The sequence below is a fragment of the Aureimonas flava genome (assembly GCF_003583935.1).
Lineage (GTDB): Bacteria > Pseudomonadota > Alphaproteobacteria > Rhizobiales > Rhizobiaceae > Aureimonas > Aureimonas flava.
The window spans coordinates 44,186-59,853 of sequence record NZ_QYRN01000007.1 but is presented as its reverse complement, the minus strand read 5'-3'; the positions used below and the strand labels follow the sequence as shown (position 1 = coordinate 59,853).

General features: G+C 71.6%; 13 protein-coding genes. 10 read left to right on the top strand and 3 right to left on the bottom strand.

Features of this window, described 5'->3' with window-relative positions:
• Positions 1-93 precede the first annotated feature (93 nt).
• Genes D3218_RS13830 through D3218_RS13815 form a run of 4 tightly spaced genes read left to right on the top strand, consistent with a single transcriptional unit; the run spans position 94 to position 5,354 of the window.
• Positions 94-1,167 (top strand): UDP-glucuronic acid decarboxylase family protein, encoded by a 1,074-nt coding sequence (locus D3218_RS13830; RefSeq protein ID WP_119540681.1) that lies wholly within the window; start codon positions 94-96, stop codon positions 1,165-1,167.
• Positions 1,164-2,615 carry a UDP-glucose dehydrogenase family protein gene (locus tag D3218_RS13825; protein ID WP_119540680.1) on the top strand — a complete coding sequence of 484 codons (1,452 nt, stop codon included), beginning with the start codon at positions 1,164-1,166 and terminating at the stop codon, positions 2,613-2,615. Before D3218_RS13830 ends, D3218_RS13825 begins: the two co-directional genes overlap by 4 nt.
• Before the next feature lie 58 nt (positions 2,616-2,673).
• On the top strand, positions 2,674-4,194 hold the full coding sequence (locus D3218_RS13820; RefSeq protein ID WP_119540679.1) for a glycosyltransferase family 2 protein: 1,521 nt from the start codon (positions 2,674-2,676) through the stop codon (positions 4,192-4,194).
• Between the two features lie 23 nt (positions 4,195-4,217).
• Entirely contained in the window at positions 4,218-5,354 is a 1,137-nt protein-coding gene (locus tag D3218_RS13815) for an NAD-dependent epimerase/dehydratase family protein (protein WP_119540678.1), read from the top strand.
• Between the two features lie 98 nt (positions 5,355-5,452).
• Here D3218_RS13815 and D3218_RS13810 read toward each other — a convergent pair whose 3' ends face one another.
• Together D3218_RS13810 and D3218_RS13805 are read right to left on the bottom strand one after the other, a co-directional pair.
• Positions 5,453-6,586 (bottom strand): endo-1,4-beta-xylanase, encoded by a 1,134-nt coding sequence (locus D3218_RS13810; RefSeq protein WP_168990526.1) that lies wholly within the window; start codon positions 6,584-6,586, stop codon positions 5,453-5,455.
• Positions 6,583-7,224, bottom strand: coding sequence for a tetratricopeptide repeat protein (locus D3218_RS13805; protein WP_168990525.1), 642 nt, complete (start codon positions 7,222-7,224; stop codon positions 6,583-6,585). Before D3218_RS13805 ends, D3218_RS13810 begins: the two co-directional genes overlap by 4 nt.
• A 315-nt stretch (positions 7,225-7,539) precedes the next feature.
• On the opposite strand from D3218_RS13805, the gene D3218_RS13800 reads away from it, so the two are divergent.
• From D3218_RS13800 to hydA, 6 genes are all read left to right on the top strand, one after another.
• The gene (locus tag D3218_RS13800; protein WP_280959973.1) at positions 7,540-8,298 is read left to right on the top strand and encodes a GntR family transcriptional regulator; all 759 of its coding nucleotides are present in this window, start codon (positions 7,540-7,542) and stop codon (positions 8,296-8,298) included.
• A 374-nt stretch (positions 8,299-8,672) separates the two neighbouring features.
• Positions 8,673-9,455 (top strand): transporter substrate-binding domain-containing protein, encoded by a 783-nt coding sequence (locus tag D3218_RS13795; protein ID WP_119540675.1) that lies wholly within the window; start codon positions 8,673-8,675, stop codon positions 9,453-9,455.
• An 85-nt stretch (positions 9,456-9,540) separates the two neighbouring features.
• Positions 9,541-10,215 carry an amino acid ABC transporter permease gene (locus D3218_RS13790; RefSeq protein WP_119540674.1) on the top strand — a complete coding sequence of 225 codons (675 nt, stop codon included), beginning with the start codon at positions 9,541-9,543 and terminating at the stop codon, positions 10,213-10,215.
• Position 10,216: 1 nt separating this feature from the next.
• Positions 10,217-10,963: an amino acid ABC transporter ATP-binding protein gene (locus D3218_RS13785; protein ID WP_119540673.1), complete on the top strand. Its 747-nt coding sequence runs from the start codon at positions 10,217-10,219 to the stop codon at positions 10,961-10,963.
• 49 nt (positions 10,964-11,012) lie between these two features.
• Positions 11,013-12,230: a cysteine desulfurase-like protein gene (locus D3218_RS13780; RefSeq protein WP_119540672.1), complete on the top strand. Its 1,218-nt coding sequence runs from the start codon at positions 11,013-11,015 to the stop codon at positions 12,228-12,230.
• Positions 12,227-13,627 carry a dihydropyrimidinase gene (gene hydA, locus D3218_RS13775; protein ID WP_119540671.1) on the top strand — a complete coding sequence of 467 codons (1,401 nt, stop codon included), beginning with the start codon at positions 12,227-12,229 and terminating at the stop codon, positions 13,625-13,627. Before D3218_RS13780 ends, hydA begins: the two co-directional genes overlap by 4 nt.
• Here hydA and D3218_RS13770 read toward each other — a convergent pair.
• Positions 13,624-15,657, bottom strand: coding sequence for an alpha-glucosidase (locus tag D3218_RS13770; RefSeq protein ID WP_119540670.1), 2,034 nt, complete (start codon positions 15,655-15,657; stop codon positions 13,624-13,626). The genes hydA and D3218_RS13770 overlap by 4 nt on opposite strands.
• Positions 15,658-15,668: the final 11 nt, after the last annotated feature.

Here is a 15,668-nt window from a genome sequence, read left to right as displayed (position 1 = left end):
GGCTGACCCGTTCTTCACGGGATCATCCGTCGTTCCTTCAACAGAACGTCAGGAATGACCTGACGTTCGCTCTAACGTCGGCGGATTCCTATCATGATATTTCTAGCGCAGCCGGATGCTCCGGCGAGCGGTACCGACTTGCGTGCGCGCAAGTCGATCGCGGTGACGGGCGGAGCCGGGTTCCTCGGCTCCCATCTCTGCCGCGCCCTGGTGGACCGGGGCCACGACGTCGTGTGCCTCGACAACTTCCACACGGGCAGCGCCTCCAATGTCGAGGACCTGTGCGCGCGGGCGAACTTCACGCTCTTCGCGCACGATGCGACGCTGCCCTTTCCCGACACCTTGCCCCGGTTCGACGAGATCTGGAACCTCGCCTGCCCGGCCTCGCCGGTGCACTACCAGTCCGACCGGGTGCGCACGCTCCTGGTCTGCTGCGACGGCGCGCGCCGCGTGATCGAGCGGGCGCGCACGGACGGCGCCGCGGTGTTCCACGCCTCCACGTCCGAGGTCTACGGCGATCCCGAGGTCCATCCGCAGCGCGAGGACTATGTCGGCCACGTCAACCCGATCGGCCCCCGCGCCTGCTACGACGAGGGCAAGCGCTTCGTGGAAGCGCTGCTGACCGACGCGGCCGAGCAATACGGCATCCGCCTGCGCATGGCGCGCATCTTCAACACCTACGGCCCACGCATGCACCCGGACGACGGGCGCGTGGTCTCGAACTTCGTGGTCCAGGCCCTGCGCGGCGAGGACCTGACGGTCTACGGCGACGGCACGCAGACGCGCTCGTTCTGCTATGTCGACGATCTCGTGGCGGGCTTCCTGGCCCTGATGGCGGCCGAAACGGTGAGCGGGCCGGTGAACCTCGGCAACCCCGCCGAGATCCCGGTGGAACACCTGGCCGAAACCGTGGTCGAGATGACCGGCTCGCGGTCGGCGATCGTCCATCGCCCCCTGCCGGTGCACGATCCGCGCCGCCGACGCCCGGACATCGGGCGCGCGCTCGCCGAGCTCGGCTGGCGGCCCCGCATCGGGCTGCGCGAGGGGCTCGAGCGGACGATCCACGACTTCGAGACGCGGCTCGCGCCCCGCACCCCCGCCGATCCCGTCGCCCTCCTGGCGGGCCTGCGCCCCGCATTCGCTCTGGCCGAAGCGAGGGTGTCATGAGGATCACGGTTGTCGGAACCGGCTATGTCGGCCTGGTGTCGGGCGCATGCCTCGCCGAACTCGGCCACGAGGTCACCTGCGTCGACAAGGACAAGGCCAAGATCGCGCGGCTGCTGCGCGGCGAGCTGCCGATCCACGAGGACGGGCTGCCGGCGATGGTGGCGCGCCAGGCCGCCGCCGGACGGCTGCGCTTCAGCGTGCGGCTGCCGCGCGAGCCCGCGGACCTCGCTCTGATCGCGGTGGGCACGCCCCCCGCCGCGCACGACCACTCGGCCGACCTGTCGGCCGTCCACGCGGCAGCGGAGGCGGTGGCGGCCCATCAGCCGCGCGGCCGGCCGCTCGTGCTGGCGGTGAAGTCCACCGTGCCGGTCGGCACGGGGGACGTGGTGGAGCGCCTCGTCCGGCGCCTGCGCCCGGACGGGTCGGTCACGGTGGTCTCCAACCCCGAGTTCCTGCGCGAGGGGAGCGCGATCGCGGACTTCTTGGAGCCGGACCGCATCGTGGTCGGCACCGCCTGCGCCCGCGCGCGCGCCCTGATGCGGGAGGTGTACCGACCGCTGATCGAGCGCGGCTCCGCCTTCGTGGCCACGGAACGCTGCTCGGCGGAGATGATCAAATACGCGGCCAACGCCTTCCTGGCCGTCAAGATCGCCTTCATCAACGAGATGGCCGACCTGTGCGAGGCCGCCGACGCCGACATCGCGGAGGTCTCGCAGGGCATGGGCATGGACCGCCGCATCGGCTCGGCCTTCCTGCGGCCGGGCCCCGGCTACGGCGGCTCCTGCTTCCCGAAGGACACGGAGGCGCTGCTCGCCACCGCCCACCAGCACGGCGTCCAGCTTCGCCTCGTGGAGGGCACGGTGGCCGCCAACGAGGGACGCAAGCGGGGCCTGGGTCGCCGGGTCCTGGCGGCGGCCGGCAACGTCCACGACCGGCCGGTGGCGGTCCTCGGCGCGACCTTCAAGCCGGGCACCGACGACGTGCGGGAGTCACCCGCCCTCAGCGTCATCGCCGCGCTGCGACGCGCGGGCGCCCAGGTGCGGGTGTTCGACCCCGTGGGCCTGGCCCAGGCGCGCCAGGTGCTCGACGGCGTCGCCTTCGCGCGCGGGCCCTACGACTGCGTGCGCGGGGCCCATTGCGTGGTGGTGGCGACCGAATGGCCGGAATTCCTCCGGCTCGACTTCCGGCGGATCGCGGCGCTGATGTCCGGCCGCACGGTGGTGGACCTTCGCAACTGCCTGCCGGACGCCAAGCTCGAGGCCGCCGGGCTCCGGCTCGTGGGCATCGGCCGCCGGGAGCGGACGGGCGCGCCCCCCCCGCTGGCGCCGTCGCTGCCGGTGGCGGGCCTCGCGCTGGAGCCGTCGGTCTCGATCGGGGCGATCCCCGTTTCGGTCGCCGCCGTCGCCCGCAAGACGATGCGCCCGCTCGCCAACGGCCACGCCGGCTGAGCCCGCGGGAGGCCGGCACGCCCGGCCTCCCCTCGCCCGCTCCCCAGGAACGAAGCCCATGGTCCCCGCCGCGTCCCTTCCCGATCTCGACCCGTTCACGCTCCTCTTCCTGGCGGTGCAGGGCCTCTACGCCCTGTCGCTCGGACTGGTGTTCTTCTTCCTGCTCCTGCCCGTGAACCGGGCGGCGGCGCCCCCGATGGGGTGCGAGCCGTCCGACGCGGACTGCCCGCCCATCGTGCTGTTCTACCCGGTCCTGCGCGAGCTCGAGGCGACCATGCGCACGACCTTCCTGTCGTTGTCGAACCTGCGCTATCCGGCCGACCGCTACTGCGTCACCGCCATCCCCAACGCCAACGACCTCGAGACGGTGGCCAGCCTGCGCCGCCTGGCGCTGGAGTTCCCGTTCCTGCGGATCGTCGAGGTGCCGCCGACCTCCGACCCGGGCTGGAACGCCGTCTGGTCGGCCTGGGACGCCTGCCCCCACGCCTACTGGTGGCATCGCGGCCGGCGCGCGGGCAACCGCGACCTGCCCCCCAAGAAGACCCGCCAGCTCGTCTACGCCTTTTACACGCTGGCCGCCGAGCGCGCCGGCGGCGAGGACTTCCTGGTCAACTACATCGACGCCGACAGTTGCCCGCCCTCCGACCACTTCATGGCCGCCGCCGAGGGGATGCGGCACTTCGACGTGCTCCAGGCCCAGAACATCGCCGGCAACCTCAACGGGGGCATGGCCGCCGCGCTGCACGCCTTCGACCACATGGCCTGGGACGGGTTCGTGTATCCGCACCTGTCGGCGGACGGCGCCCATCCCTACTGGGTCCTCGGCAAGGGCCTGTTCTTCCGCGGCTCCGACCTCGTGGAACTCGGGGGCTTCCACCCCTGGATCACCATCGAGGACCCGGAAGTGGGCATGCGCTTCTGGACCCACGGCCGGCGACTCGGCGTCATCGAGAACCCGCTGATCGAGGAGGTGCCCTCGACGTTCGCGCACGGCGTCACGCAGCGCAAGCGCTGGATCTGCGGCTTCCTCCAGAGCCTCGGCCGGCCGCTGGCGGACATGGGCATGACCTGGCGCCAGCGCATGCGCGCCCGGCTCAACGTCCTGCCCTGCCTGTCGCTCGTCACCAACACGTTCGGCCTGCCGATCGGCGCCTGGACGCTGTTCGCGTGGCTGGACGGGCGCGGCACGCAGCCGGGCTGGAGCGTCTGGCTCGCCGTGCTGAACCTCTCCCTCTTCGCGATCCTGATGAGCGCGCTTTACCGCTCGACCTGGCGCCGGTCCGCGCTGGTGCTCGCCTCGCGCCGCGCGCGGGTGCTCTACCTCCTGCGGGTCAACCCGCTGGTCCTGCTCGGCTGGTGGCTGTTCTGGACGGTGCCGATCGCCATCGGGACCTGGATGTTCATCCGCGACCACGGGCTGGTCTGGGAGCGCACGGTCAAGATCGACGCCAACCACAGCCTGGTGCGCAGCGCCGTGGTGCAGCCCGCCGTGCTGCGCCTCGGCGCCCCGGCCGACCCTCCGCTCCATGCCAACGTCAACGACCAGTCCGACGCCGGCCGCCCCGGCCTCGCCCTCTGACCCTCACCCGACAGGAGATTCCCATGACCCGCAAGCATGCCCTGGTGACCGGCGGCGCCGGCTTCATCGGCTCCCACCTCGTCGACGTCCTCCTGGAACGCGGCTTCCAGGTGAGCGTGCTCGATTGCCTCAAGCCCCAGGTCCACGCCGACGCGCAGGTGGACGAGGACGGCTGGCCCATCTATCTCGACGCCCGCGCCCGCCGCATCCGGGGCGACCTACTGACCGACGGCGTGTTCGAGGGCGCGCTCGTCGGCGTCACCCACCTTGCCCATCTCGCCGCCTCCGTGGGCGTCGGACAGTCGATGACCGACATCGTCGACTACACCCGCAACAACACGCTGACCGCCGCGATGATGCTGGAGGCCCTGGCGCGCGGCGGCCACACGGTGGAACGGATCGCCGTCGCCTCCTCCATGTCGATCTACGGCGAGGGCGCCTACGTGTCCGAGGCCGGGCCCGCCGCGCCTCCGCTGCGCGGGCATGCGCAGCTCGCCGAGCGCCGCTGGGAGGTCGAGGACGAGGCCGGGCGCGCGCTGGTTCCCATCCCGACCGACGAGACCAAGCTGCTCCAGCCCGCCTCGATCTACGCCGTCAACAAGCGCGACCACGAGGAGATGTTCCTGGCGGTCGGGCGGGCGCTCGCGATCCCCACCGTGGCGCTGCGCCTGTTCAACGCCTACGGCTCGCGCCAGGCGCTGTCGAACCCCTACACGGGCGTCGCCGCGATCTTCATCTCCCGCCTCCTGAACGACCGGCCGCCGCTGGTGTTCGAGGACGGCGAGCAGATGCGCGACTTCGTGCACGTGCGCGACGTGGCGCGCGCCTTCGCCACCGTCCTGGAGAGCGAGCGCACGGTCTACGACTACTACAATGTCGGCAGCGGCCGGCCGATCGGCGTCAACGGCATCGCCGCCGTGCTGGCCCGCCTCCTGCACAAGAACATCGCGCCCGAGGTGCTCGGCCGTTACCGCGTGGGCGACATCCGCCACTGCTTCGCCGACATCGGCAAGATCGGGCGCGACTTCGGCTGGCGGCCGGAGCACCGGTTCGAGACGGGCATGCCCGAACTCGTCGAGTGGGTCGCCACCGCGAGCCCGCCGGTGGATCGCGGCGCGGCCTCGCTGGACGAACTCGCCGCCCGCCGGCTGGTGGTCTGAGAGGCGGTCCGGACGGTCCCCGGCGAAAGGATCGGCGACGAGACGGGTGGCGGAATCCACCGCCGATCCGACCCGCCGTCCCGGACGGGCTCCGGGGGTCAGACGCGCAGCGGCCGGCGCTCCAGCGCCGCGAGGATCGCCTCGCGCATGGGCGTCGGCCGCATGTCGCTGTCGAAGGGCAGGCCCCGGTTGAAGCCGGGCCCCGGTCCCTGCCCGGCGCTGACGCGCCAGTAGAAGTCGAGCGCCGCCGGTTCGATCTCCAGCCACGAATGCCGGGACGAGAGACCCCATGTCGTGACGCCGCGCACCGCCGGACAGTCCAGGGCGACGTCGAGATAGCGCTTCACGTGGTCGGCGATCAGCCGGTCGCGCAGCGGGGCGGGCGCGAGGTAGTCCTGCTCGCGCACGTCGAGCTCGGTGATGCGCAGCTCGAGGCCCAACGCCGCGAGATCGGCCAGGAAGCCGGCGAACGCGCGCTCGTCGAACGGGCCCTTGGCGAGGTCGAGATGGGCCTGGATTCCCACCCCGTGCAGCGGCACGCCCGCCGCGCGCAGCCGCTCCGCGAGCTTGAGCAGGAGATAGCGGCGGTCCTTCTCGACGGGGATCTCGTAGTCGAGGCCGTAATCGTTGAGGAACAGCCGGGCGGCCGGCGCAGCCTCGCCCGCCGCCTCCAGCGCCCGGCGGATGTAGTCCGGCCCGAAGGCCGAAAGGAGGACGCCCTCGCGCAGCCCGTCCATCCGGCGGCCGGTGTCGATCGGCTCGTTGACGACGTCCCAGCTCGCGACCGTGTCGCGATAGCGGCCGACCGTCGCCGCGATGTGGCGGGCGACGACGCCCCAGTCGCCGTCGGTGCTGAGGGCGTCGGCGGCCCAGGCGGGGATCGAGCGGTGCCAGAGCAGCGTGTGCCCGTGGACCGCCATGGCGTTCTCGCGCGCGAAGCGCACCAGCGCGTCGGCCGATGCGTAGTTCGCCTCGCCGTTATGAAAGGCGATGGCCTCCCACTTCATCGAGAGTTCGGGCGTGAGCTGCGAGCACTCCGCCACGGTCGCCGCCCCGAGGTCCGGTTCGGCGGCCAGGAACTCGGCGCGCATGGCGGTTCCGAAGTGACGGCCGCTGCGTGCCGCCGCCTCGCGCAGCGAGGTGTCGGCGGGCGCCGCGCGCGCCGGGCGTGCGGGCTGGCCGAGCGCGAGCGCCAGTGCGCCGCCCAGGACGCGCCGGCGATCGAGCCTCACCGCATGGCGGCCAAGTCCCGCCGCGCCTCCCGGTTGCCGCTGGCCGCAGCCTCGTCGAGCAGGCGCATGGCCCGCGCCGGGTCGCTGCGCCGGATCAGCTTGGCGAGCCGCCATTTCGCCCAGTCGTCCCCCGTCTCGCGCACGGAGATCTCGAGGTAGCGCGCGGCCAGGCGCTCGTCGCGCGGCACGCCCTTGCCCTCGGCCAGCATGAAGCCCAGCATGTGGTAGCCCCAGGGATTGCCCTGCCGCGCGGCGCGCTCGTACCAGCGCGCGGCCTCCGCCAGGTTTCGCCGCGTGCCGCGGCCGTTCTCCAGGAACTCGCCGACCTTGAACTCGGCGTAGCGGTCCCCGGTCTCGGCCGCCGTGCGGTACCAGCGATAGGCCTCGCGGTACGAGCGGGGGACGCCGATGCCCTTCTCGTAATGCTCGCCGAGCTTGTACTGGGCGGACGGGTTGCCCGCCTCCGCCGCCTTGCGGAAGTAGCGCGTCGAGAGCTCCGGGCTCGGCGTGCGATAGGCGAGGTAGACCTCGCCGGCCTTGTACCAGTCCCAGCTCACGTCGGGAAACCTCGCCGCCCCGGCGGCCGTGCCGCACAGGGACAGGAGAAGCAGCGGGACGACGACAAGGCGAGGGCGCATCCGATCTTCCTCCCCGGTCCGGGAGCCTCGCCGCGCCTCGCGCGGCGCGCCCGCCGGCCATTGCCCGGCGATAGTGCGCGCTCGCGCCCATCCCGAAAAGCCGGGAGATTTCCCGACACGACCACCGCCGACGGGAAACCGCGCCGCCCCCCGCGCACGCCCGAGCGCCCCTCGATGAGCATCCTGCATCCCAAAACGCCGTCGGCCTGCATGCACGTCGAGCGCGACATCCGCCGCGCCTTCGTTCTCGCCGCTTCTGCGCGGCGGCGCGGGATGCTAGATCGGGTGTCGGGGGCGGGACGAAAGGTTCACCGGGTGAGAAGCGAAGACGTCGCAGAGGACCAGACCAAGGCTGCGGATCGGGCATCGGCGATCTGCCGCGCCATCCGCATGGCGATCCTCGAGCGGGCCCTTGCTCCCGGCGACAAGCTGCCGGAGGACCAGCTCGGCGAGCGGTTCGGCGCGAGCCGCACCCTGGCGCGCCACGCCCTGGGGCAGCTCGCCTCCGAGGGTCTGGTGGAGCTGCGCCGCAACCGCATCGCCGTGGTCGCGACGCCGTCCTTCGAGGACGCGCGCGACGAGTTCGACATCCGCATCGAGCTGGAGCGGCTGGTGGTCAAGCGCCTCGCCGGCCGCCTGTCGGCTCGCCAGCTCGCCGAGCTCGCGGCCCATGTCGATGCCGAGGAGGCCGCCAGGAACGGGCCGGAGGCCGCCTCGCTGCGGCTGGCGACCGAGTTCCACGTGCGCCTCGCCGAGATGACGGGTCGTTCGACGCTGTCGCGCTACGTCCGCGAGACGGCCTACCGGTCCTGCCTGTCGCTCGCCGCCTTCGGCCGCCCGCATTCCACCGATTGCGCGATCTCGGAGCACCGCGACGTCCTGGCGGCGCTGGAAGCGGGCGACGAGGCCCGCGCCGCGGCGCGGATGGCGCACCATCTCGACCAGGTCGCCCAGCGCGCGCTCCTCAAAGCGCCCGAGACCCGCGGCGACCTCATGGACATCCTGGCGCCCTATGCCGCGATGGAGCCCGCCGTCGCGCCCCGCCGCCGGCGTCCCGCGTCCCTGGAGGACTGACGGCGGGCTCCCGCGGCCCCGCTTCGGCCGCAGCCTTCCCTTTTCGCGACCCTCGACCCGCTCTCGGCCGTCCAGAAGGCGACGTCGGCGGAGCGGCCACGCGTGCGCACCGCACGGGACGCCGTCACCGTGCACCGAGGCCGGCCGACGTTCGCCCCACGCACGGACACCCGCCCGCGCGCACGACCGTCGCGCTCCAACGCCGGCCCGCGCAAACTGCATACGATTTATCGGCCTTCTGTTTTTTCCTCTTCACAAACGCCTGCGCAGTCCATACCAATTGACCATCGGAGGGCACCTCCCTCCGAATGTCTATTTTTTGAACAGCGGCAGCGCCGCGCCCGAGCCCCGTTTCCCCTCACCCAGGAGCCGACATGACCCGCATCCACCTGGCCGCCCTCGCCGCCGTGATCGCCGCGGCCAGCCCTGCCGCCGCCAAGTCGCTGACGGTCGGCGCCAATGTCGGCAACGTCCCCTGGGAGTTCCAGAACGAAAAGTCCGAGATCGTCGGCTTCGAGGTCGATCTCGTGCGCGAGGCGGCCAAGCGCATGGGCTACGACGACGTCCAGTTCGAGAACATCCCTTTCAACGGCCTGTTCTCGGCCGTCCAGTCCGGCCGCATCGACGCCGCCGTCTCGTCCATCACCATCACCAAGAAGCGCCTCGAATCGGTGTCCTTCGCCCAGCCCTACTACGACAGCGACCAGTCGCTCTCGGTCCTGAAGACGTCCGGGATCGAGGGGCTCTCGGGCCTCAAGGGCAAGGTGGTGGGCGTGGACACCGGCTCCACGGGCGACATCTACGCCTCCGAGCACCAGGGCGAGCTCGGCCTCTCCGAGATCCGCCGCTTCGAGGGCCTCGCCCCGGCCATGCTCGACCTCGCGGCCGGCCGCATCGACGGCTACATCTCCGACATCCCGGCGGTGGCCTACTACATCCGCGACAAGCCGCAGTATGCGGTGGTGGAGCGCATCCCGACCGGCGAGCAGTACTCGATCATGTTCGCCAAGGACTCGCCGCTGGTGCCCGAGGCCACCCAGGCGATCACCGCGATGAAGCAGGACGGCTTCCTGGCCAAGCTGCACGAGACCTGGTTCGGCACCCAGCCCGATCCCAAGACCTCGACCGTGATGGTCGCCGACACGCCCAAGCCCTGAGCCCGGCGGCGCGCGGCGCCGCATCCCCGAAGCCGGAGGCGGACGACGCGCCCGCCTCCGCACCCCGTCGCATCGCAGGGCCCGCATGGACATCGTCTCCACCTTCTTCAACCTCGACGTGCTCTGGCGCTCCATGCCCCAGCTCCTCCAGGGCCTGTGGCGCACGATCCTGCTCGGCGGCCTGTCGATCGTGCTCGGCCTCCTCGGCGGCCTCGCGCTGGCGCTGGTGCGCCTCTATGCCCCGCGTCCCGCGCGCTGGCTCGCCATCGCCTATATCGACGTGTTCCGGGCCCTGCCGGTCCTGGTCTGGCTGGTGATCGTCTACTACGCCTTTCCCTTCATCGGCATCCGCCTGTCGCCCTTCGCCTCGGCCTGCCTTGCCCTCACCACGGTTTCCTCCGCCTACACGGCCGAGATCTACCGCGCCGGGATCGAGGCGATCCCGCGCGGCCAGTTCGAGGCCGCCCAGTCGATCGGGCTCAACGCGTTCGACGTGATGCGCGACGTGGTGCTGCCGCAGGCCGTGCGCATCGTGATCCCGCCGCTCACCAACAATTCGATCAACGTCATGAAGGACACCGCGCTCGCCTCCGTGGTGGCGCTGCCCGACCTCCTGAAGCAGGCGACGCAGGCCCAGGCGCTCGCCGCCAACCCGACGCCGCTGATCGGCGCCGCGCTGCTCTACCTCCTGCTGCTGCTGCCGCTGGTGCGCCTCGTCGCGCGCTTCGAGACGCGATACTCGGCCCGGGAGGCCCGCTGAGATGACCGCCCCCGCCGAACCGATCATCCGCATGCGCGGCGTGTCCAAGCACTACGGCCAGTTCACCGCGCTGCGACGGGTCGATCTCGACGTCGCGGCCGGCGAGGTGGTGGTGCTTCTCGGGCCGTCCGGCTCGGGCAAGTCGACCCTCATCCGCTGCATCAACCATCTCGAGGTCCACGACGCGGGCGAGGTGTTCGTGGGCGGCGTGCGGGTGGAGCGGGGCCGGAACCTGCTCAAGGTCCGCCAGCAGACCGGCATGGTGTTCCAGGCCTTCAACCTCTTCCCCAACCTGTCGGTGCTCGACAACGTGGCGCTCGGCCCGGTGCGGGTGCGCAAGCTGTCCTGGGAGGACAGCCGCACGCGGGCGCGCGCGCTTCTCGCGCGCGTCGGCATCGCGGCCCAGGCGGAGAAGTTCCCGACCCAGCTCTCCGGCGGCCAGCAGCAGCGCGTCGGCATCGCCCGCGCGCTCGCCATGGAGCCGCGCATCCTCCTGTTCGACGAGCCGACCTCGGCGCTCGACCCCGAAATGGTCGGCGAGGTGCTCGACGTCATCAAGGGCCTCGCCCATTCCGGCGTCACGCTGGTGCTCGTGACCCACGAGATGGGGTTCGCGCGCCAGGTCGCCGACCGCATCGTCTTCATGGAGGACGGCGAGATCCGCGAGGTGTCGACGCCCGACGCCTTCTTCTCCGCCCCCCGCAACGAGCGGGCCCGCGCCTTCCTGGACGCGGTCCTCAACCACTGATCCCACCAGACAGGCGCGGGGAGAGACGCGCCGGCAAGGCCAGGCATCCATGACCCTCGATCTCGATTTCGTCCGCGCCCAGTTCCCCGCCCTCGCAGGCGAATGGGCCTTCATGGACAACGCCGGCGGCAGCCAGGTGCTGCGCCGCGTCGCGGAGCGCGTGTCCGACTATCTCCTGACCACCAACGTCCAGACCGGGGCGAGCTACGAGCCAAGCCGCATCTCCACGGCGCGCGTCGCGCAGTCGCGCGAGGCCTTCGCCCGCTTCATGAACTGCGACGCCGGCGAGATCGTCATGGGCGCGTCCACCACCGTGCTCCTGCGCTTCCTGTCGGAGGCGATGACGAGCCGTCTGGGGCCGGGCGACGAGATCGTCCTCACCAACGTGGACCACGAAGCCAATATCGGCCCCTGGCTCAAGCACGCGGCGCGCGGGGTGACCATCCGCTGGTGGCGCTGCGACCCGGAGACGTTCGAGCTCGACCTCGCGGACCTCGAGGGGCTGATGAACGAGCGCACCAGGCTGGTCTGCGTGACCCACGCCTCCAACATCCTCGGCACGATCAACCCGATCCGCGCCATCGCCGACATCGTGCACGCGGCCGGCGCCGAGCTCTGCGTGGACGCGGTCGCCTACGCGCCGCACCGCGCGATCGACGTGCGGGCGCTCGACGCCGACTACTACGTGTTCAGCGTCTACAAGGTGTTCGGGCCGCACCACGCGGTGATGTTCGGCAAGCGCGACAAGCTGCTGGAGCTCGACAACATCTACCACTACTTCTTCGACAAGAGCCGCGTGCCGCACAAGCTGGAGCCCGGCAACGTCAACTACGAGTGCGCCTACGGCTCGATCGGCGCGGTGGACTATGTCGAGGAGCTCGGCACCCGGAGCGGCGCCGCCCCCGGCCGCGCCGCCCTGGAGGCGGGCTTCGGCCTCGTGGCCGAGCAGGAGCGCGCCCTCACCGCGCAGCTCGTCGACTTCCTCGCATCGCGCAACTCGGTGCGGGTGATCGGGCGCGCCTCGACGGACATCGCCGAGCGCGTCTCCACCGTGTCCTTCACCGTGGGCGACACCAGCTCGCGCGCCGTGGTGGAGGCCGTGGACCGCGCCAAGGTCGGCATTCGCTTCGGCGACTTTTACGCCAAGCGCGTCGTCGAGGAGCACGGGCTCTCGAAGACCGACGGCGTGGTGCGCGTGTCGATGGTGCACTACAACACGCCCGCCGAGGTGGACCGGCTGATCGCCGCGCTGGAGCCGGCGCTGTGAGCGCCCCCTTCGACCTCGTGATCCGCGGCGGGACGGTGGCGACGGCCTCGGACGTGTTCGCCGCCGACGTCGGCGTGCGCGCCGGGCGCATCGTGCAGATCGGCGAGAGGCTGGAGCGCGGGGCGCAGGAGATCGACGCCGCCGGCCGCCTCGTTCTGCCGGGCGGCATCGACAGCCATGTCCACCTGTCCCAGCCGTCGGGCGAGGGCATCGTCATGGCCGACGATTTCGAGAGCGGCACGCGCTCGGCGCTGTTCGGCGGCAACACCACCGTCCTGCCCTTCTGCCTGCAGGAGCGGGGCCAGTCGCTGCGCGAGGCGCTGACGGGCTACCACGCGCTGGCCGAGGGCAACTGCTACACCGACCATTCCTTCCACCTGATCGTCTCCGACCCGAGCCCGTCGGTGCTCGGCCAGGAGCTGCCCGCGCTGGTCGCCGACGGCTACACCTCGTTCAAGGTCTTCATGACCTACGAGGGCCTGCGGCTGAACGACGGGCAGATCCTGGAGACGATGGACGTCGCCCGGCGCACGGGCGCGCTGGTGATGGTCCACTGCGAGAACGAGGACGCGATCCGCTACCTGATCGGCCGGCACGAGGCGGACGGCGACCTCGCCCCGCGCGCCCATGCGACCACCCGGCCGATCGTGGTGGAGCGCGAGGCGACGCACCGCGCTCTGTCGCTGGCCGAGGTGGTGGACGTGCCGGTGGTCATCGTCCACGTCTCCAACGGCCCGGCGATCGACGAGATCCGCGCCGCGCGCGCCCGGGGCCGCAAGGTGATCGGCGAGACCTGCCCGCAATACCTCGTGCTCACCGCCGCCGACCTCGACGGCATGGACTGGGAGGGCGCGAAGTTCGTGTGCTCGCCGCCGCCGCGCGACAAGGCCTCGCAGGACGCCTGCTGGAACGGGCTGGAGACGGGCGTCTTCGACCTCTTCTCCTCCGACCATTGCCCGTTCCGCTACGACGACCCGGCGGGCAAGCTGAACCCCAAGGGCCGGACGAGCTTCCGCCACATCCCGAACGGCATTCCCGGCGTCGAGACGCGCCTGCCGATCTTGTTCTCGGAAGGGGTGATGAAGGGCCGCATCGACTTGGCGCGCTTCGTGGCGCTGACCGCCACCAACCATGCCAAGGTCTACGGGCTGACCGCCAAGGGGCGCATCGCCGTCGGCATGGACGCCGACATCGCGATCTGGGACCCGGAGGCGCGCCGCACCATCCGCCATGCCGACCTGCACGACGGGGCCGACTACAGCCCCTACGAGGGGCTGGAGATCCGCGGCTGGCCGACCACGGTCGTGCTCGGCGGCAAGGTCATGGTGCGCGAGGGCGAGCTCGTCGGGCAGAAGGGCGACGGACGCTACCGCGCCCGGACGCTCGCGAGCCTCTAGACACCGCCCGCGCCCGGCAGGCCCTCGAACAGCTCGCGCTGCGCCGTGTCGGCCCGGAAGAACACCGCGGGCCGGCCGAACGGCGCCTCGACGCAGGCCTCCGCGCCGCCGGGATGGAGCCGGCCGGTCCAGACATGGACCCAATCGACGCCCTGGGGCAGATACGCCCGCCGCACGCTCTCGCCCGCCTGCCAGACCGGAGCGACAAGGAGGTCGGGGCCGAACAGGTAGCTGTCCTGGATGGCGAAGGTGCGCGCGTCGTCCGGAAAGTGGAGGAACAGCGCCCGCTGCACCGGCAGGCCCCGCGCGGCGGCCTCGTCCCTCAGCGTGCGCAGGTAGGGCGCAAGATGCGCGTAAATCCGCGTCATCCGAGCGAAATGCGCCAGCACCTCCGGGTCGCCGTCGATCTGGAGGTTCTCCGCCGGCCGGTTGCCCTCGTGGGTGCGCATCACCGGCGTGAAGGCGGCCATCTCGGCCCAGCGCATGAGGAGCTCGGGCGTCCGGACGTTGCCGAAGAGGCTCGTGTAGCCGCCGATGTCGGAATGGTGGTAGGCGTTGCCGAGGAGGCCGGACGACAGCGCGCCGCAGATCGCCGTCACCAGCCCGTCGTGGCGCGAGAAGTCGACCGACTGGTCGCCGCCCCACAGAAGCGGACAATGCGCCTGAACGCCGGTGAAGCCGGCGCGCATGAAGAACAGGGCGTCGCCCGTGCGCCCCCGGCTCCGCACCGCCCGCGCGTTGACCTCGGCCCAGAGCACTGGCCAGGGATTGTGCATCAGCTTGGCGTCGACGCCGCTCGCCAGGTGCACGTCGATCGGCAGGTACTCGCCGAAATCCGCCATCCAGCCGGACAGGCCGTAATCCAGCATGTTGCGCCCGATCACCGCCTCGGCGAACCAGTCGGCCGCCGCCGGGTTGGTGAAGTCGACCACGCCGCAGTCGAACTCACCGAAATCCACCAGCGCCGTCGCGCCCCGCCCGTCTCGCGCGAGGTATCCCGCCGCCTCGGCCTCCGGGTAGAGCGAGCCGTCGACGCACAGGTAGGGGTTCACGTAGCCGAGGAAGCGAGTCCCCTCTTCGCTCAGTTCGGCGATGCGCTGGCGCAGGCCCGGATAGCGGGTCTCGTCGGCCCGCCAGTCCCAGAACAGGCGCGCCCCGAACGAGGTGTGGCGCAGCCCGACCCAGTCCTCGCACCACAGGCCCGACACCTTCGCGCCCGCCTCGCGGATCGCCCCGAGCCGCTCGAACGAGCGCGCCCCGTCCTTGAGCCCGACGATCGCCCCGCCCATCACCCAGTCGGGCAGCGGCGGCTGGCGGCCGAAGCGCGCGGACAGCGTCTCCACGAGGCCGAGGAAGTCGGCGGCCTCGAACAGCTCGATCCGCTCGGGAACCGCCCAGACCTCGATCTCGTGGAAGTCCGGGTGGCGGAAGTCGAACACCGAGTAGGCGTCGGTCTCGACGTGCAGCGCGTAGCGGCGCGAGGAGAGGAAGGTCGGCTGCGGGTAGTTGGTGTGGTAGTAGTCGCCGCCCGCCCGGCCGGCCACGTCGGCCCGGAAGGTGATCTCGCTGGTCTTGTCGCGCCCGACGCCGGGCTCCGAGGTCCAGAGCGGAAAGCGGCGGCCTCGCAGGTCGAGATACGACATCTGCTCGCCGCCGCCCCAGACGTGCTCGTCCGGTTCGGCCGGGACGCGCAGCCAGAGGCGGTTCACGCAGGGGTCGAGCGCCTCGAAGCGCAGCGCCCCGCCCTCCAGCCGGAGGCGCAGGCGCGGCGCCTCGCCCGGCCCGGCGGCGAGCTCGACCGTCTCGCCGGTCATGCTGGCGTGGCGGAGCGCGACGCGCTCCACCACGTAGTCCTCAATGTCGAAATTGCCGCGATACATCTCCATCCGCTCCTCGCCCCGGCCGACGAAGAGGCAGGGCGCGTCGGCGGCGTGGCGAAGGACGCGCTTGCCGGCGACGAGCAGCGAGAAGCCGTCGGGCTCGTGCGCGAGCACGGCGGCCCCGTGCGAAGCGGCGGGATGGCGGGTCATGAGGGTCCTGC

Bases quoted from the DNA above. Each gene is read 5' to 3' on its own strand.
- D3218_RS13830 (WP_119540681.1), top strand. From the start codon at position 94: ATGATATTTCTAGCGCAGCCGGATGCTCCGGCGAGCGGTACCGACTTG.
- D3218_RS13825 (WP_119540680.1), top strand. From the start codon at position 1,164: ATGAGGATCACGGTTGTCGGAACCGGCTATGTCGGCCTGGTGTCGGGC.
- D3218_RS13820 (WP_119540679.1), top strand. From the start codon at position 2,674: ATGGTCCCCGCCGCGTCCCTTCCCGATCTCGACCCGTTCACGCTCCTC.
- D3218_RS13815 (WP_119540678.1), top strand. From the start codon at position 4,218: ATGACCCGCAAGCATGCCCTGGTGACCGGCGGCGCCGGCTTCATCGGC.
- D3218_RS13805 (WP_168990525.1), bottom strand. From the start codon at position 7,224: ATGCGCCCTCGCCTTGTCGTCGTCCCGCTGCTTCTCCTGTCCCTGTGC.
- D3218_RS13795 (WP_119540675.1), top strand. From the start codon at position 8,673: ATGACCCGCATCCACCTGGCCGCCCTCGCCGCCGTGATCGCCGCGGCC.
- D3218_RS13790 (WP_119540674.1), top strand. From the start codon at position 9,541: ATGGACATCGTCTCCACCTTCTTCAACCTCGACGTGCTCTGGCGCTCC.
- D3218_RS13785 (WP_119540673.1), top strand. From the start codon at position 10,217: ATGACCGCCCCCGCCGAACCGATCATCCGCATGCGCGGCGTGTCCAAG.
- D3218_RS13780 (WP_119540672.1), top strand. From the start codon at position 11,013: ATGACCCTCGATCTCGATTTCGTCCGCGCCCAGTTCCCCGCCCTCGCA.
- D3218_RS13770 (WP_119540670.1), bottom strand. From the start codon at position 15,657: ATGACCCGCCATCCCGCCGCTTCGCACGGGGCCGCCGTGCTCGCGCAC.